At 41.9% G+C, this 18,002-nt stretch carries 15 protein-coding genes; 5 read left to right on the top strand and 10 right to left on the bottom strand.

Features of this window, described 5'->3' with window-relative positions; translation table 11 throughout:
• Genes cyoD through cyoA form a run of 4 tightly spaced genes read right to left on the bottom strand, consistent with a single transcriptional unit; the run spans position 1 to position 3,861 of the window.
• Positions 1–315 (bottom strand): cytochrome o ubiquinol oxidase subunit IV, encoded by a 315-nt coding sequence (gene cyoD, locus ACOSVQ_RS15330; RefSeq protein ID WP_165313334.1) that lies wholly within the window; start codon positions 313–315, stop codon positions 1–3.
• On the bottom strand, positions 315–908 hold the full coding sequence (cyoC, locus tag ACOSVQ_RS15325; protein WP_165313335.1) for a cytochrome o ubiquinol oxidase subunit III: 594 nt from the start codon (positions 906–908) through the stop codon (positions 315–317). The genes cyoD and cyoC overlap by 1 nt, the downstream gene beginning before the upstream one ends.
• Complete coding sequence (cyoB, locus tag ACOSVQ_RS15320; RefSeq protein WP_491983370.1) at positions 898–2,940, bottom strand: cytochrome o ubiquinol oxidase subunit I; 2,043 nt, start codon at positions 2,938–2,940, stop codon at positions 898–900. The genes cyoC and cyoB overlap by 11 nt, the downstream gene beginning before the upstream one ends.
• Before the next feature lie 6 nt (positions 2,941–2,946).
• Positions 2,947–3,861, bottom strand: a complete 915-nt coding sequence (gene cyoA / locus ACOSVQ_RS15315; protein WP_491983369.1) for a ubiquinol oxidase subunit II — start codon at positions 3,859–3,861, stop codon at positions 2,947–2,949.
• A gap of 775 nt (positions 3,862–4,636) precedes the next feature.
• Here cyoA and ACOSVQ_RS15310 point away from each other — a divergent pair.
• From ACOSVQ_RS15310 to ACOSVQ_RS15300, 3 genes are all read left to right on the top strand, one after another.
• Positions 4,637–6,181 (top strand): methyl-accepting chemotaxis protein, encoded by a 1,545-nt coding sequence (locus ACOSVQ_RS15310; RefSeq protein ID WP_491983395.1) that lies wholly within the window; start codon positions 4,637–4,639, stop codon positions 6,179–6,181.
• A gap of 339 nt (positions 6,182–6,520) precedes the next feature.
• Positions 6,521–8,683: a phospholipase effector Tle1 domain-containing protein gene (locus ACOSVQ_RS15305; protein ID WP_491983366.1), complete on the top strand. Its 2,163-nt coding sequence runs from the start codon at positions 6,521–6,523 to the stop codon at positions 8,681–8,683.
• Entirely contained in the window at positions 8,607–9,320 is a 714-nt protein-coding gene (locus ACOSVQ_RS15300) for a DUF2931 family protein (RefSeq protein ID WP_491983365.1), read from the top strand. Before ACOSVQ_RS15305 ends, ACOSVQ_RS15300 begins: the two co-directional genes overlap by 77 nt.
• Positions 9,321–9,403: 83 nt before the next feature.
• Here ACOSVQ_RS15300 and ACOSVQ_RS15295 read toward each other — a convergent pair whose 3' ends face one another.
• Entirely contained in the window at positions 9,404–10,276 is an 873-nt protein-coding gene (locus tag ACOSVQ_RS15295) for an NAD(P)-dependent oxidoreductase (protein ID WP_491983364.1), read from the bottom strand.
• 1 nt (position 10,277) lies between these two features.
• On the bottom strand, positions 10,278–11,189 hold the full coding sequence (locus ACOSVQ_RS15290) for a LysR family transcriptional regulator (RefSeq protein ID WP_491983363.1): 912 nt from the start codon (positions 11,187–11,189) through the stop codon (positions 10,278–10,280).
• Between the two features lie 82 nt (positions 11,190–11,271).
• On the opposite strand from ACOSVQ_RS15290, the gene ACOSVQ_RS15285 reads away from it, so the two are divergent.
• Positions 11,272–11,526 carry a DUF2798 domain-containing protein gene (locus tag ACOSVQ_RS15285; RefSeq protein WP_491983362.1) on the top strand — a complete coding sequence of 85 codons (255 nt, stop codon included), beginning with the start codon at positions 11,272–11,274 and terminating at the stop codon, positions 11,524–11,526.
• Positions 11,527–11,539: 13 nt separating this feature from the next.
• Here the strand turns inward: ACOSVQ_RS15285 and ACOSVQ_RS15280 are convergent, their stop codons facing one another.
• The 4 genes from ACOSVQ_RS15280 to ACOSVQ_RS15265 form a co-directional block, all read right to left on the bottom strand.
• The gene (locus ACOSVQ_RS15280; RefSeq protein WP_165313345.1) at positions 11,540–12,259 is read right to left on the bottom strand and encodes a YebC/PmpR family DNA-binding transcriptional regulator; all 720 of its coding nucleotides are present in this window, start codon (positions 12,257–12,259) and stop codon (positions 11,540–11,542) included.
• Between the two features lie 72 nt (positions 12,260–12,331).
• On the bottom strand, positions 12,332–12,541 hold the full coding sequence (locus ACOSVQ_RS15275; RefSeq protein WP_491983361.1) for a DUF3283 family protein: 210 nt from the start codon (positions 12,539–12,541) through the stop codon (positions 12,332–12,334).
• 194 nt (positions 12,542–12,735) lie between these two features.
• Entirely contained in the window at positions 12,736–12,933 is a 198-nt protein-coding gene (locus ACOSVQ_RS15270; RefSeq protein ID WP_165313347.1) for a PA3496 family putative envelope integrity protein, read from the bottom strand.
• A gap of 619 nt (positions 12,934–13,552) precedes the next feature.
• Entirely contained in the window at positions 13,553–15,529 is a 1,977-nt protein-coding gene (locus ACOSVQ_RS15265; protein ID WP_491983360.1) for a replication initiator protein RctB domain-containing protein, read from the bottom strand.
• Between the two features lie 1,254 nt (positions 15,530–16,783).
• On the opposite strand from ACOSVQ_RS15265, the gene ACOSVQ_RS15260 reads away from it, so the two are divergent.
• Positions 16,784–18,001, top strand: coding sequence for an AAA family ATPase (locus ACOSVQ_RS15260; protein WP_491983359.1), 1,218 nt, complete (start codon positions 16,784–16,786; stop codon positions 17,999–18,001).
• The last annotated feature ends 1 nt before the right edge of the window (position 18,002 follow it).

Here is an 18,002-nt window from a genome sequence, read left to right as displayed (position 1 = left end):
CTACATCATCATGTTGACGTTAAGGTTCCACATGATCCAGATTGAACCAGCAATCAAGATCAGTACAACGATGGCCGTGAACATCAAGGAAACAAAGTTCCACTTGCCTTCATCCGTCTTAATTTCCATGTGGAGGAAGTAGATGAAGTGCACAATCACTTGAATCACAGCACAACCGAATAGGATTGCGTATGTGATGTCTTTTGGCAGACTTTGAGTCGCAACAAAGTAGAACGGAATAATGGTCAGGATGAGTGACGCAATAAAGCCTTTTACGTAGTCGCTCTTCGCGCTATCTAAATGTTGGTTGCTCATTACATAACCCCCACTAGGTAAACGATGGTGAATACGCAGATCCAAACGATGTCGAGGAAGTGCCAGAACAAGCTCAAGCAGTTAAAGCGTGTTTCCATCATTTCGTTCAAGCCTTTAGTAGATAGCTGCCAGTAACATACTGCCAACCAGATCAAACCAAAGCTAACGTGTAGACCGTGCGTACCAACTAGCGTGAAGAACGCTGATAGGAACGCACTGCGTTGAGGGCTTGCGCCTTCAGCGATCAAGTGGTGGAACTCGTACAATTCCATCGCAATGAAACCAGCACCGAGAACGAAAGTAATCGCTAACCAACGTTTAAGAGCTGCGATGTCTTTGCGCTTCATCGCAATCATGCCGAAACCAAAAGTAATACTACTGAACAGCAGCATCATGGTTTCAACGAATACGAATGGCAGTTCAAACAGCTCTTTTGCGTCTGGTCCACCGGCTGTAGCGTTTGCTAGTACTGCGTACGTTGCGAATAAGCTCGCAAACAGTACACAGTCGCTCATCAGGTAAATCCAGAAACCAAACAGTTTCAGACCACCGGTATCGTGGTGATCATGTGCATCATGAGTATTAGCGTGCATAAGTCACCTCCATATCGTTATCGTTGTCGTCTTGCTGTTGACCAGTAACTTGACCTTTCGCTTGTGCTACACGCTGACGGTGAGCCTCTTCAATCGCTCGGATCTCTTCTGGTTGTACGTAGTAGTCAATGTCTTCGTTAAAGCTGTGCTTAATTGCAGTCACAACAATACCGAAGAAGCTTACTGCCGCCAGCCACCAGATGTACCAAATCATCGCGAAACCGAAAATCAATGCAAATGCTGAAATGTACATACCTGTCGGTGTGTTCTTTGGCATATGGATTGGTTGATAGTCCACTTCTTTGTTGATGTCGTGTTCACCACGTTCTTTTTGGTACCAGAATGCATCCAGCTCATCGCCTTTTGGAATCACAGCGAAGTTATAGAACGGAGGTGGAGAAGATGTCGCCCACTCAAACGTACGGCCATCCCACGGGTCGCCAGTCACATCTGGGTTAAGGTGACGGTCACGGATACTTACGTAGAACTGGATGAACTGACACAGTACGCCAACAGCAATAATTGCAGTACCGAATGCTGCCACTGCAAGGAGTGGGAAGAATTCTGGATCTAGGTTTTGGCTGATACGACGAGTCATACCCATAAAGCCCAGTGCGTATAGTGGTAGGAATGCTAGGATGAAACCTGTGATCCAACACCAGTAAGCACGTTTACCCCAAGTCTCATCAAGCATGAAACCTGTCGCTTTCGGGAACCAGTAAGTAATTGCAGCGAAACAGCCGAATACTACACCACCGATAATTACGTTGTGGAAGTGCGCGATTAGGAATACTGAGTTATGCAGTACGAAGTCTGCACCCGGTACTGCCATCAGTACGCCTGTCATGCCACCAATCGTAAATGAGATCAGGAAGCCAACAGTCCACATCATTGGCGTCGTGAACTTAATACGGCCTTTGTACATGGTGAACAACCAGTTGAAAATCTTAACCCCTGTTGGGATTGAGATGATCATGGTTGCGATACCAAAGAAGGCGTTTACGTTCGCACCGCCACCCATAGTAAAGAAGTGGTGTAACCAAACAACGAATGCAAGGATAGTAATGACGATCGTTGCCCATACCAGTGACGTATAACCGAACAATTTCTTACGAGAAAATGTCGCAGTCACTTCTGAGAACACACCGAATACAGGTAACACTAGGATGTAAACCTCAGGGTGACCCCATGCCCAAATCAGGTTGACATACATCATCATGTTGCCGCCCATGTCATTGGTAAAGAAGTGCATTCCTAGGTAACGATCCAGCGTTAGAAGCGCGATGGTAACCGTTAAAATTGGGAACGAAATAATGATAAGGATATTCGAACATAGCGATGCCCATGTGAAGACTGGCATCTTCATCAATGGCATGCTTGGTGTACGCATACGTAGAATGGTCGCGAAGAAGTTCACGCCTGATAACGTAGTACCGACACCAGAAATTTGCAGTGCCCATATCCAATAATCAACCCCTACTCCCGGACTGGCATCAATACCAGACAGAGGTGGATAAGCTAGCCAGCCTGTGCGGCCAAACTCACCTACAGCAAGAGAAAGGTTGGTCAAAATCACACCCACAATAAACAACCAGAAACTTAAGTTGTTCAAAAATGGATACGCAACGTCACGAGCACCAATTTGCAATGGAACAATGATGTTCATCAAACCAATGATGAGCGGCATTGCCACAAAGAAAATCATGATCACGCCATGCGCAGTAAAGATTTGGTCATAGTGGTGCTGAGGCAGATAACCTGCTTCACCCGCTGATGAGAGTAGCTGTTGGCTACGCATCATCACCGCATCAGCGAAACCACGAAGTAACATGATCATCGCTACGGCAATGTACATAAAGCCAAGCTTTTTATGGTCTACAGATGTAAACCACTCATTCCAAAGGTATTGCCATTTGCCCATACGAGTGATGGTAGCAACAACAGCAAGGCCAACTACCGCGATCACTGCCATAGTGATCATGATAATTGGCTCATGATATGGAATGGAGTCTAATGTAAGTCTTCCAAACATCGTCTGTTACCCTTTATGTTCTGCCATGTCCATGTGACTGTGTTGAGACTCTTCTTCACCCATATTGAGTGAACCCATATGTTGCATTACAACCGACTCAAATAAGTCTTGTGGGATATGAGAGTAGTAAGTCACCGGAACGTTTTCACTTGGCTCTGCAAGTGCTTGGTAATCACTGAAAGCGTGTAGCATGGATGGTTGTTTCTTCACTTCACTAACCCACTCATCGAAGCTTTGCTCGTCTGGTAGCGCATTAGCGACAAATTTCATGTGTGAGAAACCTTCGCCGCTATAGCTCGACGATATTCCCTTGTACTCTCCCTCATGGTTAGCAATTAGGTGCAGACGAGTAACCATGCCAGGCATAGCGTAAATTTGACTACCTAAACGAGGAATAAAGAAAGAGTTCATGATGTTGTCAGACGTAATTTTGAACGTAACAGGAACATCTTTAGGGAAAGCAACGTAGTTAACCGTAGCGATTTTTTGTTCTGGGTAGATGAACAACCATTTCCAATCCAGTGAAACCACTTCAATTGTGATTGGTTCGATGTCACTTTTCAGAGGCACAGACGGTTCTAGTTCGTGAGTTGAACGCCAAGTAATCACAGCCAAAATCGCAATGATGATGATTGGAATTGTCCAAACAACCAACTCGATCTTAGTTGAGTGAGACCACTCAGGAGCGTATTCAACTTCGGTATTGCTAGCACGGTATTTATAGGCGAAGTAAATTGTCATTAAAATCACAGGGATAACAACAATCAACATCAAGAGAAGAGAGGTAATGATCAACTCTTTCTCACGCACTCCTACTAGGCCCTTGGGATCCAGCAAAGCAGACTGACATCCAGACAGGAGCAAAATTGCACAAAACAATCCCACTCGCGACAAGATGCTTTTATATCTTGAGGCTTCCATTGACTTTCTCGATTATGTTTACGGAGTTCCATAACAAAAGTTGGCACTTTAAGAATCCGTATGAATTTATATGAGTTTTTTCTTGTGTTGAGCTTGTAACGAATGATTCTGATGCTATTTTACTTATGACAAGTCATTGATAAGTCATTCACACTCACCAATAACCACATCAACGTAAAGGTTACAATTAGAAACGTTTGGTTACATCCGGCGCATTATGCTTACATTGAAAGGGCTTTCAAAGTGCAGCAAAATGGAATCTAACCTTTCAAAAATGAAATTTACCTTCAAAATTAACCACTTATAAATAGTGGTTACTTACCTTAACCTGTTGTAATAATGAGACAAAAGCTTTATTGATCTAAATCAATAAACCAGCATGTATTTCATAAAAATCATACTCAATTATTTTTAATTTTTATCAGCTTATTGACATGACTAAATTTTTCCGGACTTCCGTTATCTGAATAACGGTCAGAATGTAACCTCTCGTCATAGTTGCAAAAACTTCAAGATCTCAAGCAGAAATACCCGCGAATACCTCTTAGCTCTAACCCTAATCTACAGAGTTTCTACAACTTCTGGTCTAGTCTTATTGATAACAACATTAACAACTATAAAGCCAGTTGTTATGGTCTTTGACTAAAAGGAAGTGACCATGAACTTAACTATTCGCACCCGACTTTATATTCTGTCCATTGTTCCACTGCTACTGATCGCAGCTAGCATGATGTTTGTTAGCTTTACTCAATCCACCAGCCTAAATCAGCATCAAATGGCATCGACTCATAAATCTATGATGGCGATGAAAAAATCTGAGTTGAAAGCTTACTTGCAAGTGGCTGAGTCCGCTTTAACGCCCCTGAAAAACAGTAACGCTTCGCTGGAGCAAGCGTTAGAGATCCTGAAAGAAATTCAATTCGGTCAGAGCGGCTACTTGTTTGGCTACGATGCCAAAGGCACACGACTTCTACTTGGAAAAAACACTGCCGGAATTGGTGATAACTTTTGGACGCTGCAAGACACCCAAGGAAACTATTTGGTTCAAGATCTACTCCGCAACGCCAAAACAGGAGACTTTACAACTTATTACTTTCCTAAGCCGGGTGAATCAACACCTCTCCCTAAATTGAGCTACTCAGTTTACATACCTCAATGGGATTTGATGATAGGTACGGGGTTTTACACCGACGATATAGACGCTGAAATTGCCATTATGGATAAAAATGCGCACGAACAATTGATGCAAAGCGTCTGGACATCAGCCACAGTGACAGTGGTGATCATTCTCGTGGTGGGAGTTTTCACCCTGTTTTTCAATCGTACCATCATGCGCCCGATAGAAATGTTCGATGCATCAATTCGCTCTTTCGCAAGTGGCGATGCAGACCTCACTGCGAGAATGGAAAAATTTACAGTTCCTGAATTTGCCTCTCTCAGCACCAACTTCAATACCTTCGTGGGCAGCTTGCAAGACATCATAAAACGTGTGAACGACGTCGGCCTTCAAGTTGTCGATGAAACCAACTCAATGACTCAGCGAGCGGCTCAAGTCGATGACTTAGCAGCAAATCAACGTGGAGAAACCGAACAAGTCGCCACAGCAATGACCGAAATGACCACCACAGCCAATGAGATTTCCAATAACGCTCATCAGGCAGCGCAATCTGCCAAAGATGCTGATGATAACGCAGTAGCAGCGCACAAAATCGTAGATTCAGCGGCGCAATCTGTTCAAGCACTGGCTCAAGAGGTATCACAAGCGAGCAATGTGATTTCCAAACTCGAAGGCGATGTGAAAAACATTTCCATGTCATTGGAAGTGATTCAAGACATTGCTGAACAAACTAACTTGTTAGCACTGAACGCTGCAATTGAAGCGGCTCGAGCGGGAGACCAAGGTCGTGGATTTGCTGTTGTTGCAGATGAAGTGCGCAAGTTAGCAAGTAGAACACAGCAAAGCACAGGTGAAATACATGCAGTGATCAATCAGCTAAAAACCGCTTCAGATGCCGCAGTGAACGCGATGGATGCAAGCCAAGGCAGAAGTGAAGCTGCTGTAAATGAGGCCAACGCCGCAGCCAAAGCTCTAGAGAAAATCCAGCAATCAATCAACATGATTATGGATATGAACTCGTTAATCGCGACGGCGACCGAAGAGCAGAGCATTGTAGGACAAGAAATCTCTGAACGTATTGTCGTGATATCAGATCAAAGCAGTCAATCTGCGAGTTTAGCAAACGAAAACCGCCAAGGCAGTCAAAGTCTAAACGGTCGAGCACATGAACTGTACGATTTAGTAGCAAGATTCAAAGTTTAGTGATTTACAGTGTAAAGCTTTGATCAATTAGAACGAAGTTTCTTTTATTGAACCGCTATAGCCTACCGCATAGCGGTTTTTATATGCCGCCACCGCTCGAGACAACTTCTTCGCTGAATATAAATTGCAGGCAGCTTTTTGCTCCTTTTAAGTAAACTCTCGCCCGTAAAACTGATGTTATATCTTTAACTTATTGAATGTAGACTAGTTAGGCTCTGGCTCATTTCTTGATCGTCAACTAGTAACCATCATTCACACAGGTTAATAAATGTCGATTGTTCAGATAACTAAGTTGGCCAATAGCACTTTGCAACAGCAAACTCCTAACAAGGAGATTGTATGAGATTAACCGGGCCAACGGGAGCCAATCCTTACTGTATAGCTTGTGAAAACTATACCAACTGGATAGAAATTCTTATTCGAGATGAACACAATCAACCATTCCCAAACATCAAAGGTAAACTCATTGACGCTAGCGGTGCTGTATATTCAATTACTGTTGGCGAAGCTCCTATATTACTAAAGGCGTTAGCCCCCGGATTTGTTCAGATACAGTTAGATTCAACCTCATGGCAAAGCGAAGCAGAACGCCGTGAACCCAATGCGACACGCCAGTCGGCTATTGATGATTGGTTAAACGAACATCCTACGGGTTACAAAGAAGCACCTCGAATTTACCATCATCTACCTTTAGGGCACTTTGTTAACAACCTTAGAAACCGAGATTTACCGCCACGCCATAAAAAGAAAGCGCTTGGTGTAGTTGAGCTATCAACCAACAAAAGCTACCTAGTTACCATTCAAGGATGCCGCTACATAACCCTTCGATTAGGCATGTTTTTCGATGGTACAGCGAACAATACCTACAGTGCGAAATGGGGAAAACAACGCCTTGAAAACTACTATCAAGAGTGGAAAGGTATCTATGCTGCGTCTCTATACCCGCAACCTGAGCACCTAGAAACATCTCCAACAAGGTTAACTGAGGAGTGTTTTAACTATCCAACTAAACCGAAAAAAGTAGAAAGCAGTGCAGCCAATGAACTAACCAACATCCAAAAGCTATTTGATTTATATCGAAACGACGAATTCAACGATACCGAAACAGTATTTTCCCACGCTCAGTACATTACAGGAATTGGCACAGGTAACAGTACTGCGCATGAAAAAGCCGATGAATCCAGCATTGGGCTTGGAACAGGAAGAGGCGACTACGGAATTATAGGCAAAGTTGAAACCGGAATTGAGCAGGTGTGTGAACAGCTAGGGGATATTTTTTCACACATAGAAACAGTGTTAGGGATAAAAATTGATGGCTTTCGCAAGCTAGAATTTGATGTGTTTGGTTTTAGTCGAGGAGCGGCAGCAGCTAGGCATTTCATCAATACCGTTCTTCATGGTAAACAGAGCTTGTTTGCCATCGAATTCAACAAAGCGTGCAGAGAGTTAAAAGCAGGCAGCAAACTAACCAGCGGCTTTGACTGGAGCAGCAATGAATGTTGTGAAGTGATGTTTGCAGGACTATTTGATACCGTTGCAGCGGTTCTAGACTGGGGTGACGTTTCTGCACATAACGAAGATAATGACCCAATACAACTGTGGTTAGACCCAAAACGAGTTCGAAAAGCCATACATTTAACTGCCCACAAACATACCGAGTACCGTAAAAACTTCAGTTTAAACAAACTCAATACTGCTCCTAACTTTCACGAGCTTACGCTTCCCGGCGCACACTCTGACTTAGGCGGCGGTTATCACTCAAGCCTCGCCTTCGCTCAAAACGATTATTTATTACCATTGCTAGAAAACAAACTGATCAAGACAGTAAAAGATACAAACTTGCCTACATGGGGAAAAGCAAAAGCCAAACGACTGGCAGCATTAACCACCCAGCTTGAGCAAGCATTGGAAGTTGAGGCCAATCAGGGGTGGAGAAAAGAAGATTACATCATTACAGCGCCGGAAGAGATTGAGAAACATTCTGAATTCTGCACAGCCCAAGCACACCTACTCTATCGCAAAACCACGCAAGGAGACTTATCTCGCTTGTACTTACGGGTGATGTACGGGCTAGCGGAGTTTGCAGGGGTTCCCATTCAAGAAGTAAAACAAGGTGTAATAGTTTGGAACACAGATCATCCCGATTACAAACCCAATTATGCAGTTTCAAATCAATTAATTTACTCAACAACCAGAACTAAATCACTTTTTCCATTTGGAGAGCTATGTGCGCAGACACTAGTCGCAGCCAAGCAAGGGCAAATAAACAAAATACAGCAAACACTAGGGTCAGAAACACAAAGGGCAAACTTTATGGATCTAAGCCTAATTCATCACTCATCAGACGAAAATACAACGGCGGGAATGATTAAAGCAAACGCCCCTTTTCAGAACCACGGTTACTATTGCCGAGAGGAATACGAATGTGAACAAGAAAATTATTTGGATAATGACGGCATTTACCACTATCACCGCATGTACCGATCAGGATTATCCGGATGATAAACGTTTTCGTCCATGGCGTATTGGGGCAGCAATCTCTTATGAGTTTCCTGCGGGTGTTCTAGAAGCCTATGGGATTAATGAAAAAGAAGATTGGACAAGCATGATGTTGCCATACGGAAATCTAGTTCTTGGGTCTCGTTTTACACTAGAAAATTATCGTAAATATACTTACCCAGAATACAGTGGTCAGGAACTACCGCTTACTGACGCAATTAACTTTACTCCCAATCAGCTGGGGTTAGGAATTAAGACCTTACCGGATACCATCTATATCATCTGGCGTTCATCGAATAACCATTTCAGATACTTCACTGAAGTTAACGTCAGCCCACAAATCAAAAGCGCCATGACAAAAAAATATATCCGTCAGTGGGGGACGTTTGAAGGGCAAAATTGCTATCAAACGGACTTTATCTTTGGTTTATTACCCGATGGCAGAGCAAAGTTGTGGTTAGAAGGTTGCGACTATTACACCTACATCGGCGAATATCAGCCAACGAAATCAATACCACCAGAGAACCCAACACTCGCAAAAAACAAACCGATTCCTTGGGATAAGGTGAATCAAATTTGGATTCATAAAAATTACCAATTACAAAACCTTGAAGACGTAGTGCCTCCTGAAAACAAATAACAACACCTTCTTATAAACAAAAAAACACCATATTCATGCAGTTAAAATATGGTGTCTTGATAGAGGTGGAGTGTGTTTAATTATTACTCTGCTTCGCTTCTAATCGCTTTGATCAGTATTGAAGTATCCATTCGGCCGTCACCTTGATCAGATAACGCTTTATAGGACTCCATTGTTTTTTGCGTCATAGGTAAAGTCACGCCCTGACGTTTCGCTTCATCAAGGCAAAATCCAAGATCTTTGATCATCCAATCGATAGCAAAACCAAAATCGAATTTACTTTGTGCCATAGTCACTGCGCGATTTTCCATTTGCCATGAACCCGCAGCTCCATTCTTTAGGCAAGCAACTAAAGTTTCAACATCTAAGCCTGCTTTTTCAGCCAGAATCAAACCTTCAGAAATACCTGTTAGTGCTCCAGCAATACAAATCTGGTTAACCATTTTTGCACGTTGCCCTTGACCTACTCGCCCCATCAACACCGAAGAGCGACCATAAGCATCAAATACTGGCTGAAGCGCGTCGAAATCTGCTTGCTCACCACCACACATAATCGTCAGTACGCCGTTTTCAGCGCCAGCTTGACCACCAGACACAGGTGCATCCATAAAACGGATACCAACCACCTGCGCAGCTTCTGAGAGCTCTTCTGCAAGATGAGCAGAGGTTGTGGTGTGGTCTACAAGTAAAGCTCCTGATTTCATGTAAGCTAGAGCACCGGTTTCGCTGGTGGTCATACTACGAACGTCGTCATCGTTACCCACACATAGCAAAACCACATCTGCATCTTTCACACATTCTGCAACGGTTGATTGATAGGCGCCACCGTGTTGTTCAGCCCAAACTTTTGCTTTTGCTTCTGTACGGTTGAATACCGTTACATCGAATCCCGCTTTAACCAAATGACCAGCCATGGGATAGCCCATAACACCTAAACCAATAAAACTGACTTTCATTTTAATCTCCTTGAACAACGGGCTTGCCATACTTCAACATAGCGGAAGCCTCCAATAGAGCTTCAACTAACAAAGTAAGAGCCTTAGGCTGATATTTTCGTTCTTTATAAACTAAATAAGCTTGTTTATCACTGCGATGATAGTGTGGTAGAACCTGTACCACCCTCATATCCTTTGAAATATGTCGATATGGTAGTGAAGCTACACCTAAACCTCTCACCACAGCTCCAGCAATAGCGTTAATGTCATTAATGACTAATTTAGGCTTAATTTGTAAAACTTGAATGAACTCGTCATCTTGATAAACGGGCACTTCACGCTGCCTATCAACAGATAGCCAATCCAATTGTTGTAACTGATCTAGTGTTTGTATTGGCCCAACTCTTTCTAAATATTCTGGGCTGGCAAAAAATCCGTGCTGAGCACGAAACAGCGGTCTAGCGACCATGCCATCCAATCCGGACAAATCAAACGTCATTAACAGATCTCGATTTGTTTCCGGCATAGAGTATTCCTGACTCAAAGCCAGTTCTATATTCACTCTCGGATGCTTTCTTACAAAGTCTTCTACAACGTCACCAACAAATGCTCGGTAGAAGTTATGAGGGATAGCTAATCGGATGCTGCCAGCGACTTCCTGACTGTGAGTCATGATCTGAGTAAACGTGCTCTCAAGGTTTTCCATACCGCTGCGTATTGCTTGAAAAGTTTCCTTTCCAGTCTGCGTAGCAACAAGCTCCCTCCCCTGCTTCTCAAGCAGCCGTAAATTCAGTCGGCTTTCTAAGGCCGATAATCTGCGAGACATCGTTGAAGGTGGAAGATGCAGTTTTTTGGAAGCGGCCAGAAGAGAACCTTCTTCTACCACGCAAAAAAACAGGTAGAGATCATCAACGTTTCCAAATATGGAATTCATAGTTCTTTTCTTGGTTCTGTTTTTCAGTTCTAGACAGTTATATCCTGATTGTTAGATTTATTAAACAGCTCGATAACATTTCATGAATAAAAAACAGTATTGGTACACCGCATTGCTTTCATCATTCACGATGGCAATCATCATGTCGGGTGTCTTGTCAGGATATAAAATCGGATTTAGCAGTGAATGGCCGGCAAACTGGCTCAACAGCTTCCTTATTGCTTGGCCGTTAGCATTGTTACTAAACCTAACCGCCCTCCCTCAGATCAGGAAACTGGCATTTTGGTTAGCAGAACCTAAAATTTCCTGTGACATAAAAGCAAAAAACCGAGCCTAAGCTCGGTTTTTCATTATTGGATTTCAGCGTTGTGGTAAACCTGCTGAACGTCGTCACAGTCGTCTAGTAGATCTAGGAACTTCTGGAACTTCTCAGCGTCTTCACCAGAGATTGGGCTTTGGTTCTGAGGAACGAAAGTGATCTCTTCAACGTCTAGAATTAGATCAGGGTAAGCTGCATTCAGTGCTGTTTTCACTTTAAAGAACTCAGTGTTTGGTGCAAATACAGTGATTACACCATCTTCAAGTTCAATATCAGTTACGTCTGCATCTTCCATCATCAGCGCTTCTAACACGGCTTCTTCATCTTCGCCTTTAAATTGGAATACTGCTTGGTGGTCGAACATGTGTGCAACAACACCTGGAGTACCAATTTTAGCGCCAGTCTTTACGAAGCATTGACGTACGTCTTGGAAGGTACGGTTGCCGTTGTCTGTTAGACAGTCAACAATCACGCTAACGCCACCAGGACCAAAACCTTCGTAACGAGCTGGTTGGTAATCTTCACCGCCACCACCACTAGCTTTGTCTAAAGCCTTATCAATAACGTGGCCTGGTACTTGGTCTTTTTTCGCTTTGCTGATTAGGTGGCGTAGAGACAAGTTCATGTCTGGGTCGATACCACCATTCTTTGCACAAACGTAAATTTCTTTACCGTATTTTGAGTAAACCTTAATTTTTGCGCCTTGAGTTTTCGCCATAGAGGCTTTGCGCACTTCGAAACTTCTTCCCATCGGGATGTTCTCTCTAGTTCAATTTAATGCGACGGATTCATGCAGAAAGCAAGGTTTCTGCTTGGGTGAGCATTACATGACGCCCATAACCCTTTTGTATTTGTCCACCGACTGTTGAAACCATTCTTTATCTTGCACAGAAGTAAGAGTGGTTAAATGCTTAGTAATCTCTTCCGGTCCGCCTTTTGCCTGCTTCATTTTCCAAATCAAAAAAGAAGCCTGTTTATCCAGTTCTATTTTGTTTTTCTCATTAGCATCAAGCAGAGCAAGGTTGAAAGACATTAGTAAACCCACAGTCGATAAAAACATGGGGCGAAATATAGCATAGGAATAGCAAAAATTAAGAGTCAAAAATGTCGGATTCTATGACTTTCGTTACTAAGCGTACAAAAAATCGATTTCTTGGAAAAATTGCTGTCAGGTCTAAATAGAAAGGGTGGCTAAAGCCACCCTTGTAAACCTAATAAGTGAGTATCTTAATGAAGGAGTCCTAGTTCCTTTGCCTCTTCAATAGACAAGCCACTTTCACGGATCTCTCTTAATGCTTCAATGCGACGACGAGCTTCCGCTGATTTTTGTTTATTTACTGGAATGTGAGTATCAACTTCTTCTTTGAAGTCCCACTTTTCTGTGATGCCAGTGATTTCATCATGGTTAATAGAATTAATGGACATTGTAACCTCCGAACAAACCATGCAAGGACATGTAATCTGTAGCAAAGGTCCAAATCGCTGTTAAGCACATTTGAGCAATATTGTGATTTAGGCGATAGTTCAGAAATCTAATTTACAAATCGCTCAATTATATTTTGTGCAAGCTGAAAACTGGCAGTACATTTAGAGAATTCACTGTCAAAAATCAAACCTGATCCAGCTCAACTTTTCTCTCTTCTAAGCCACGTCTTTTCTAGCACAACGCCGACTAACCTTTCTCCATTTTTGACGAAAAATGTCCAAAGATAAGTCATGCAATTTTCGACGAAAATCAGACCTGCATTTATGTGGTTGTTCGAACCTATAGCGATGAATTCGGAAGAATGATCATGGATGCTGCCAAAATTACGAAAGCATGATCATAGGAAACCAGTGCAAACACAAATTTTGGACAAAAAAAATCGAGTCCTTGGGGAGAACTCGATAAAAAATTCAGAATGAATGTAACAATATGAGCCAATCTTTAAATTCATCAGATAGGGCAAAAGGTTGTCTATTCGCTTGTAACTTTAGCCAACAAGAGGCTCCGCATTGTCAGGCATATGTCAACGTTGTGTTCAATGTCTGTTCATTTGCTGAGTTAAATGCCAATAGCCACTTCATCAAGTGCTCTGAACACTGATTCATCCAGATGACCATCATAGACCTGCTTACACACCTTTCTTCTCACTGCTAAACCTGAGATCAAACGTTCGATCGACAAATGCTTATTCTCGTTCTGAGAATTATAAAGCTCGATCATCTTGCTTAGCGTTTCATATGGAATGACTTGATCATCCACTCTGAGCCAATCAAGCTTGTCAATCAGCTCTACGCACTCTTCTCTAATTGATGAAGGGGCATGTCCAGTCATAGCGGCTAAAGCGCTTATACTGCGTTCTAGGGCTTCTGGAGACGTATATTTAGATAAAGTAATAGTGATCTCGTCAGCATTGATCTCAACTAAGTGTTTACGCTGCTTCACTCGACGTCCCAATTTGCCGCGTGGAGATGGCGATTTACGTTGAATAGGCTCGAACTCACCATCAATAATCTCTGATAGTTCAGCTAATTTTTGCTTTGACACCATTTCATGACGGAGCGGGTTAGGAAGCGTTGGCGCCATATTTCGTTTGCCAGCGTTTGTCATTTTCGCACGCGAATAACGCAACACTTCTTCGACGTCACACTTAATATCAACTTGATAATCTATGACTTTACCTTTGTCGATCGAAGTTGTAATCGTCAGATGGTAGCCCCACAGATTAACCACAAATAGATCCTCAGTACCTTTGCCATCAGACAGTCGTTTCAGCTCTCTGATCAGATCCATAGAGAATCTACGCCATTCGATATTACGTGCAAGCTTTTGATTTAATTCGCTTAACATCATCACATCTGTGTGTCTGCGTGACATTCGGCTCCTGAAATAGGAATACAGTTGGAACACTAGCGTGTGCTGTTTCAGAATCTCTGGCGGGAATAGGAAGAAATAATCACGAGTCATTAATTCTTCAAAAAATGACGGCTCCCAAACCAATATGTAGAGGTTTGGTTTGATCTTAATTTCACCGTCACTGCCTTCTGTTGGTGCTTCTTCCGATGCTGTGATCGTTCTGGCCAAGAAACGGAAACGGTCACTCTTGAACCCTTCAGGCATGTTTTCACTCAACCAACGACCTGTTAATTCGTGCAGTTGGAAATCGGTAAATTCAATACGATCAATACTGTCACGGATAGAATCTCGAGCTGGGCCGCTGTCTTTCTTACCTCTTAATGAAAGGATGTCTGTGATATACAGTGGCGTCTTGTTTGGTACGTGGCTTGCATTAAGTTGGTAATCTTCGTGGTGATGATCGTGGTATTGCACTGTTAACGTAAACAGTGCAAACAACGTCATAAGATCATCAACCGTCATAATGTTCTTCGATGAACGTGTTTCAATTACAGCTCGTGTTCCTGAAATAGATACCATTGATTTTTGGTAACTTTTTCTTGTTCTTGGTGGCGCTAACGCTTGATCAATGATCCCTGCCCAGTTAGTCGGAGAAACGACGAATTGCTCTGTTTCATCTTTCATAGCTGGTGGAGTATTAAGTCCGTGCTCATTCAGTAAACGCTTATTGACTTGCGTTTGAGCTAGCGCTTTGGAGCGCTTTTGCTTCTCTGACTGTTTAACGGATTCAGTAACGAGACTTGTTGAACCTAGAACCGAGATAAGTTGGTTAGGATTGATAAAACGGTGAAGCATGGTTTTACCCGCTAGACCTTCTTCAAAGCGCACTGGGATTTGGTGAAATAAACCTATACTTACAGCAGCACGAAGTCTTTGTTGAATTGCTGCCCGTGTAAGTTGACCATCAGTAGCGTCGATTAGCTCTGTTGTTGAAACCAATCCATCTTTACTACTAAAACCACGTAGTGAGATAAGATTAAGCAACTCTATAATACTTTTCGTTACACCCTTAAAATGTTGATACTGCTCTATCCAGTCGATCGCAGATTCAGAAACAGCAAAAAGATGTCCATCTTTATGGCTTCTTGGTGCTTTGATCAGTATTTTTTCTTCTGATGCCATTATTAGATCTATCCCACACTAACCGTAATATCGCTATAGTTCCAAAAGAATAAAGAAAAAAAGATCATAAATAAAGAAAAAGTTATTGCTCTTAAATAACTGATCTTTTTGATGATAATGATTAATAGTGATTAGAGTGATCATATGATCTGAACGAAATTATGATTGTAACTTTATGTAATATAAAAAGATTTATTTTTCCTCATCAGAAGCATGATCATAAACTTATCGAAACCATGATCATTAACTCTTTGAAAGCATGATCAATATTACTTAGAACAATGATCATGATGATAACGAATGAATGATCAAAACAAATCTCAAAGCATGATCATGGGGGATACACAACTTATCCACAAATCAGAATCAATTGCTTTCTGTTTGTTAAGCATAACTATGATTTCTCAATCTAAATCATACGGACGCATGATCACGGTTAGTTCGTAATTGCCCATTTATAGTCTAAATTTTATCCATAGTAAGTTGAAATGCATGTCTATGGTATTTTTCATGTATCCATTGAGACAACAGACAATTGTTGAAAGCATGATCAGGGAAATAAATGAATATTTCTCTTGCCGTTCTAATGCTAATCAAAATATCAGTGTTTTCTGTCCAAATTGACTATATCCCCTATTACAACTGACATTGCCCGTAGTTTATCGATATTTTTCCATGCTTCCGTATGCGGTTTTTCTCTTGATCATTGATCCGAAATTCGATCTTTAGATCAAGTAAGTCAGGCAACAAGTTTGCATATCGGAATTACCTTGATCATCGTTCCTTAACCATGAAAATCTCTTGGAACTATGATCATCATTGATTCCTTGATCATGTTTCCCTAATTAATGTTTTGATAAATGTATTATTAATAGTTTTGACTACAGCGAGAGGCAATTCTATTTTTCCTATATTGAAATTTTTCTTCTAATTGAAATTACACCTACCGTAATTTACCGCTCTTCTTTAATCGTTCCGAATCATCTGCACTTTTTCTCTGAGCAATATCAGTTTACATTGTAAATAAGTGACACCGTAATATTTTTAATCTTTTACTTTTTACTCACTGTTCTTCAGTTTAGTAAACGAAGTTTTTAACACATATTTTGACCATTTCTTCGTTCATTCATTTAAACGATATTATTTTGTCAATTTAATGTGATTTTTATCTTAAAGTGATTGTTCACCTTTTTATTGTAAATACCACTCAATGCTGTACAATCTTTTGCAAGAAACTAATAACGGAAATTGGCTATGAAAAGAGAACAAACAATCGATAATCTCTACAAGCTCGCCGAACAAACACAACAGGTGCAGTCTGACCGTATTGAGATTGTTTTAGAAGAACGTCGCGATGAACATTTTCCTCCGATGTCGAAAGCCCTGATGGAAACCCGCTCAGGTTTGACTCGACGTAAGTTGGACGAAGCGATTGCAAAAATGGAAGAAGCAGGTCATCAGTTCACTAAAAACAACGCTAACCACTACTCTATTTCTCTATCTGAAGCACATATGCTGATGGATGCCGCAGGTGTTCCTAAGTTTCATGAGCGTAAGAAGAACTCAGAGAATAAGCCTTGGATCATTAACGTACAGAACCAAAAGGGTGGTACCGGTAAATCGATGACCGCTGTTCATTTGGCTGCTTGCTTAGCTCTAAATTTGGATAAGCGTTACCGTATTTGTCTCATAGACTTGGATCCACAAGGTTCATTGCGTTTGTTCTTAAATCCACAAATCAGTGTTACCGAACATAGCAACATCTACTCAGCTGTTGATGTCATGCTAGATAACGTTCCTGAAGATGTTGAAGTGGATAAAGCGTTCCTGCATAAAAATGTGCTGCTTCCTACTCAATACCCGAACTTAAAGACCATTTCCGCGTTTCCAGAAGATGCTATGTTCAACGCAGAAGCATGGCAGTACCTGTCTCAAAATCAGTCGTTAGACATTGTCCGTTTATTGAAAGACAAGCTGATTGACAAAATTGGTGACGATTTCGATGTCATTATGATTGATACTGGCCCTCACGTTGATCCCCTAGTATGGAATGCGATGTATGCGTCTAATGCACTGCTTATCCCATGTGCAGCTAAGCGTTTGGACTGGGCTTCAACAGTAAACTTCTTCCAACACTTGCCTACTGTTTACGAGATGTTCCCAGACGATTGGAAAGGTTTGGAGTTTGTACGCTTAATGCCTACCATGTTTGAAGACGACAACAAGAAGCAAGTTTCGGTATTAACCGAGATGAACTATCTATTGGGTGACCAAGTGATGATGGCGACGATTCCACGTAGCCGTGCATTTGAAACGTGTGCAGATACCTATAGCACTGTATTTGATTTGACTGTAAGCGATTTTGAAGGCGGTAAAAAGACATTAGCTACCGCTCAGGATTCTGTCCAGAAAAGCGCCTTAGAACTAGAGCGTGTGCTTCACAGTCATTGGACTTCACTAAATCAGGGGTAAG

This window comes from Vibrio sp. HM8-C, assembly GCF_058630515.1.
Note: the sequence above shows the minus strand (reverse complement) of the source record. Positions and strands in the feature narration are given on the sequence as shown.

Bases quoted from the DNA above. Each gene is read 5' to 3' on its own strand.
- ACOSVQ_RS15295 (WP_491983364.1), bottom strand. From the start codon at position 10,276: ATGAAAGTCAGTTTTATTGGTTTAGGTGTTATGGGCTATCCCATGGCT.
- ACOSVQ_RS15310 (WP_491983395.1), top strand. From the start codon at position 4,637: ATGGCATCGACTCATAAATCTATGATGGCGATGAAAAAATCTGAGTTG.
- cyoB (WP_491983370.1), bottom strand. From the start codon at position 2,940: ATGTTTGGAAGACTTACATTAGACTCCATTCCATATCATGAGCCAATT.
- cyoC (WP_165313335.1), bottom strand. From the start codon at position 908: ATGCACGCTAATACTCATGATGCACATGATCACCACGATACCGGTGGT.
- ACOSVQ_RS15275 (WP_491983361.1), bottom strand. From the start codon at position 12,541: ATGTCTTTCAACCTTGCTCTGCTTGATGCTAATGAGAAAAACAAAATA.
- ACOSVQ_RS15285 (WP_491983362.1), top strand. From the start codon at position 11,272: ATGAATAAAAAACAGTATTGGTACACCGCATTGCTTTCATCATTCACG.
- ACOSVQ_RS15290 (WP_491983363.1), bottom strand. From the start codon at position 11,189: ATGAATTCCATATTTGGAAACGTTGATGATCTCTACCTGTTTTTTTGC.
- cyoD (WP_165313334.1), bottom strand. From the start codon at position 315: ATGAGCAACCAACATTTAGATAGCGCGAAGAGCGACTACGTAAAAGGC.
- ACOSVQ_RS15280 (WP_165313345.1), bottom strand. From the start codon at position 12,259: ATGGGAAGAAGTTTCGAAGTGCGCAAAGCCTCTATGGCGAAAACTCAA.
- ACOSVQ_RS15265 (WP_491983360.1), bottom strand. From the start codon at position 15,529: ATGGCATCAGAAGAAAAAATACTGATCAAAGCACCAAGAAGCCATAAA.
- ACOSVQ_RS15260 (WP_491983359.1), top strand. From the start codon at position 16,784: ATGAAAAGAGAACAAACAATCGATAATCTCTACAAGCTCGCCGAACAA.
- ACOSVQ_RS15305 (WP_491983366.1), top strand. From the start codon at position 6,521: ATGAGATTAACCGGGCCAACGGGAGCCAATCCTTACTGTATAGCTTGT.
- ACOSVQ_RS15270 (WP_165313347.1), bottom strand. From the start codon at position 12,933: ATGTCCATTAATTCTATTAACCATGATGAAATCACTGGCATCACAGAA.
- cyoA (WP_491983369.1), bottom strand. From the start codon at position 3,861: ATGGAAGCCTCAAGATATAAAAGCATCTTGTCGCGAGTGGGATTGTTT.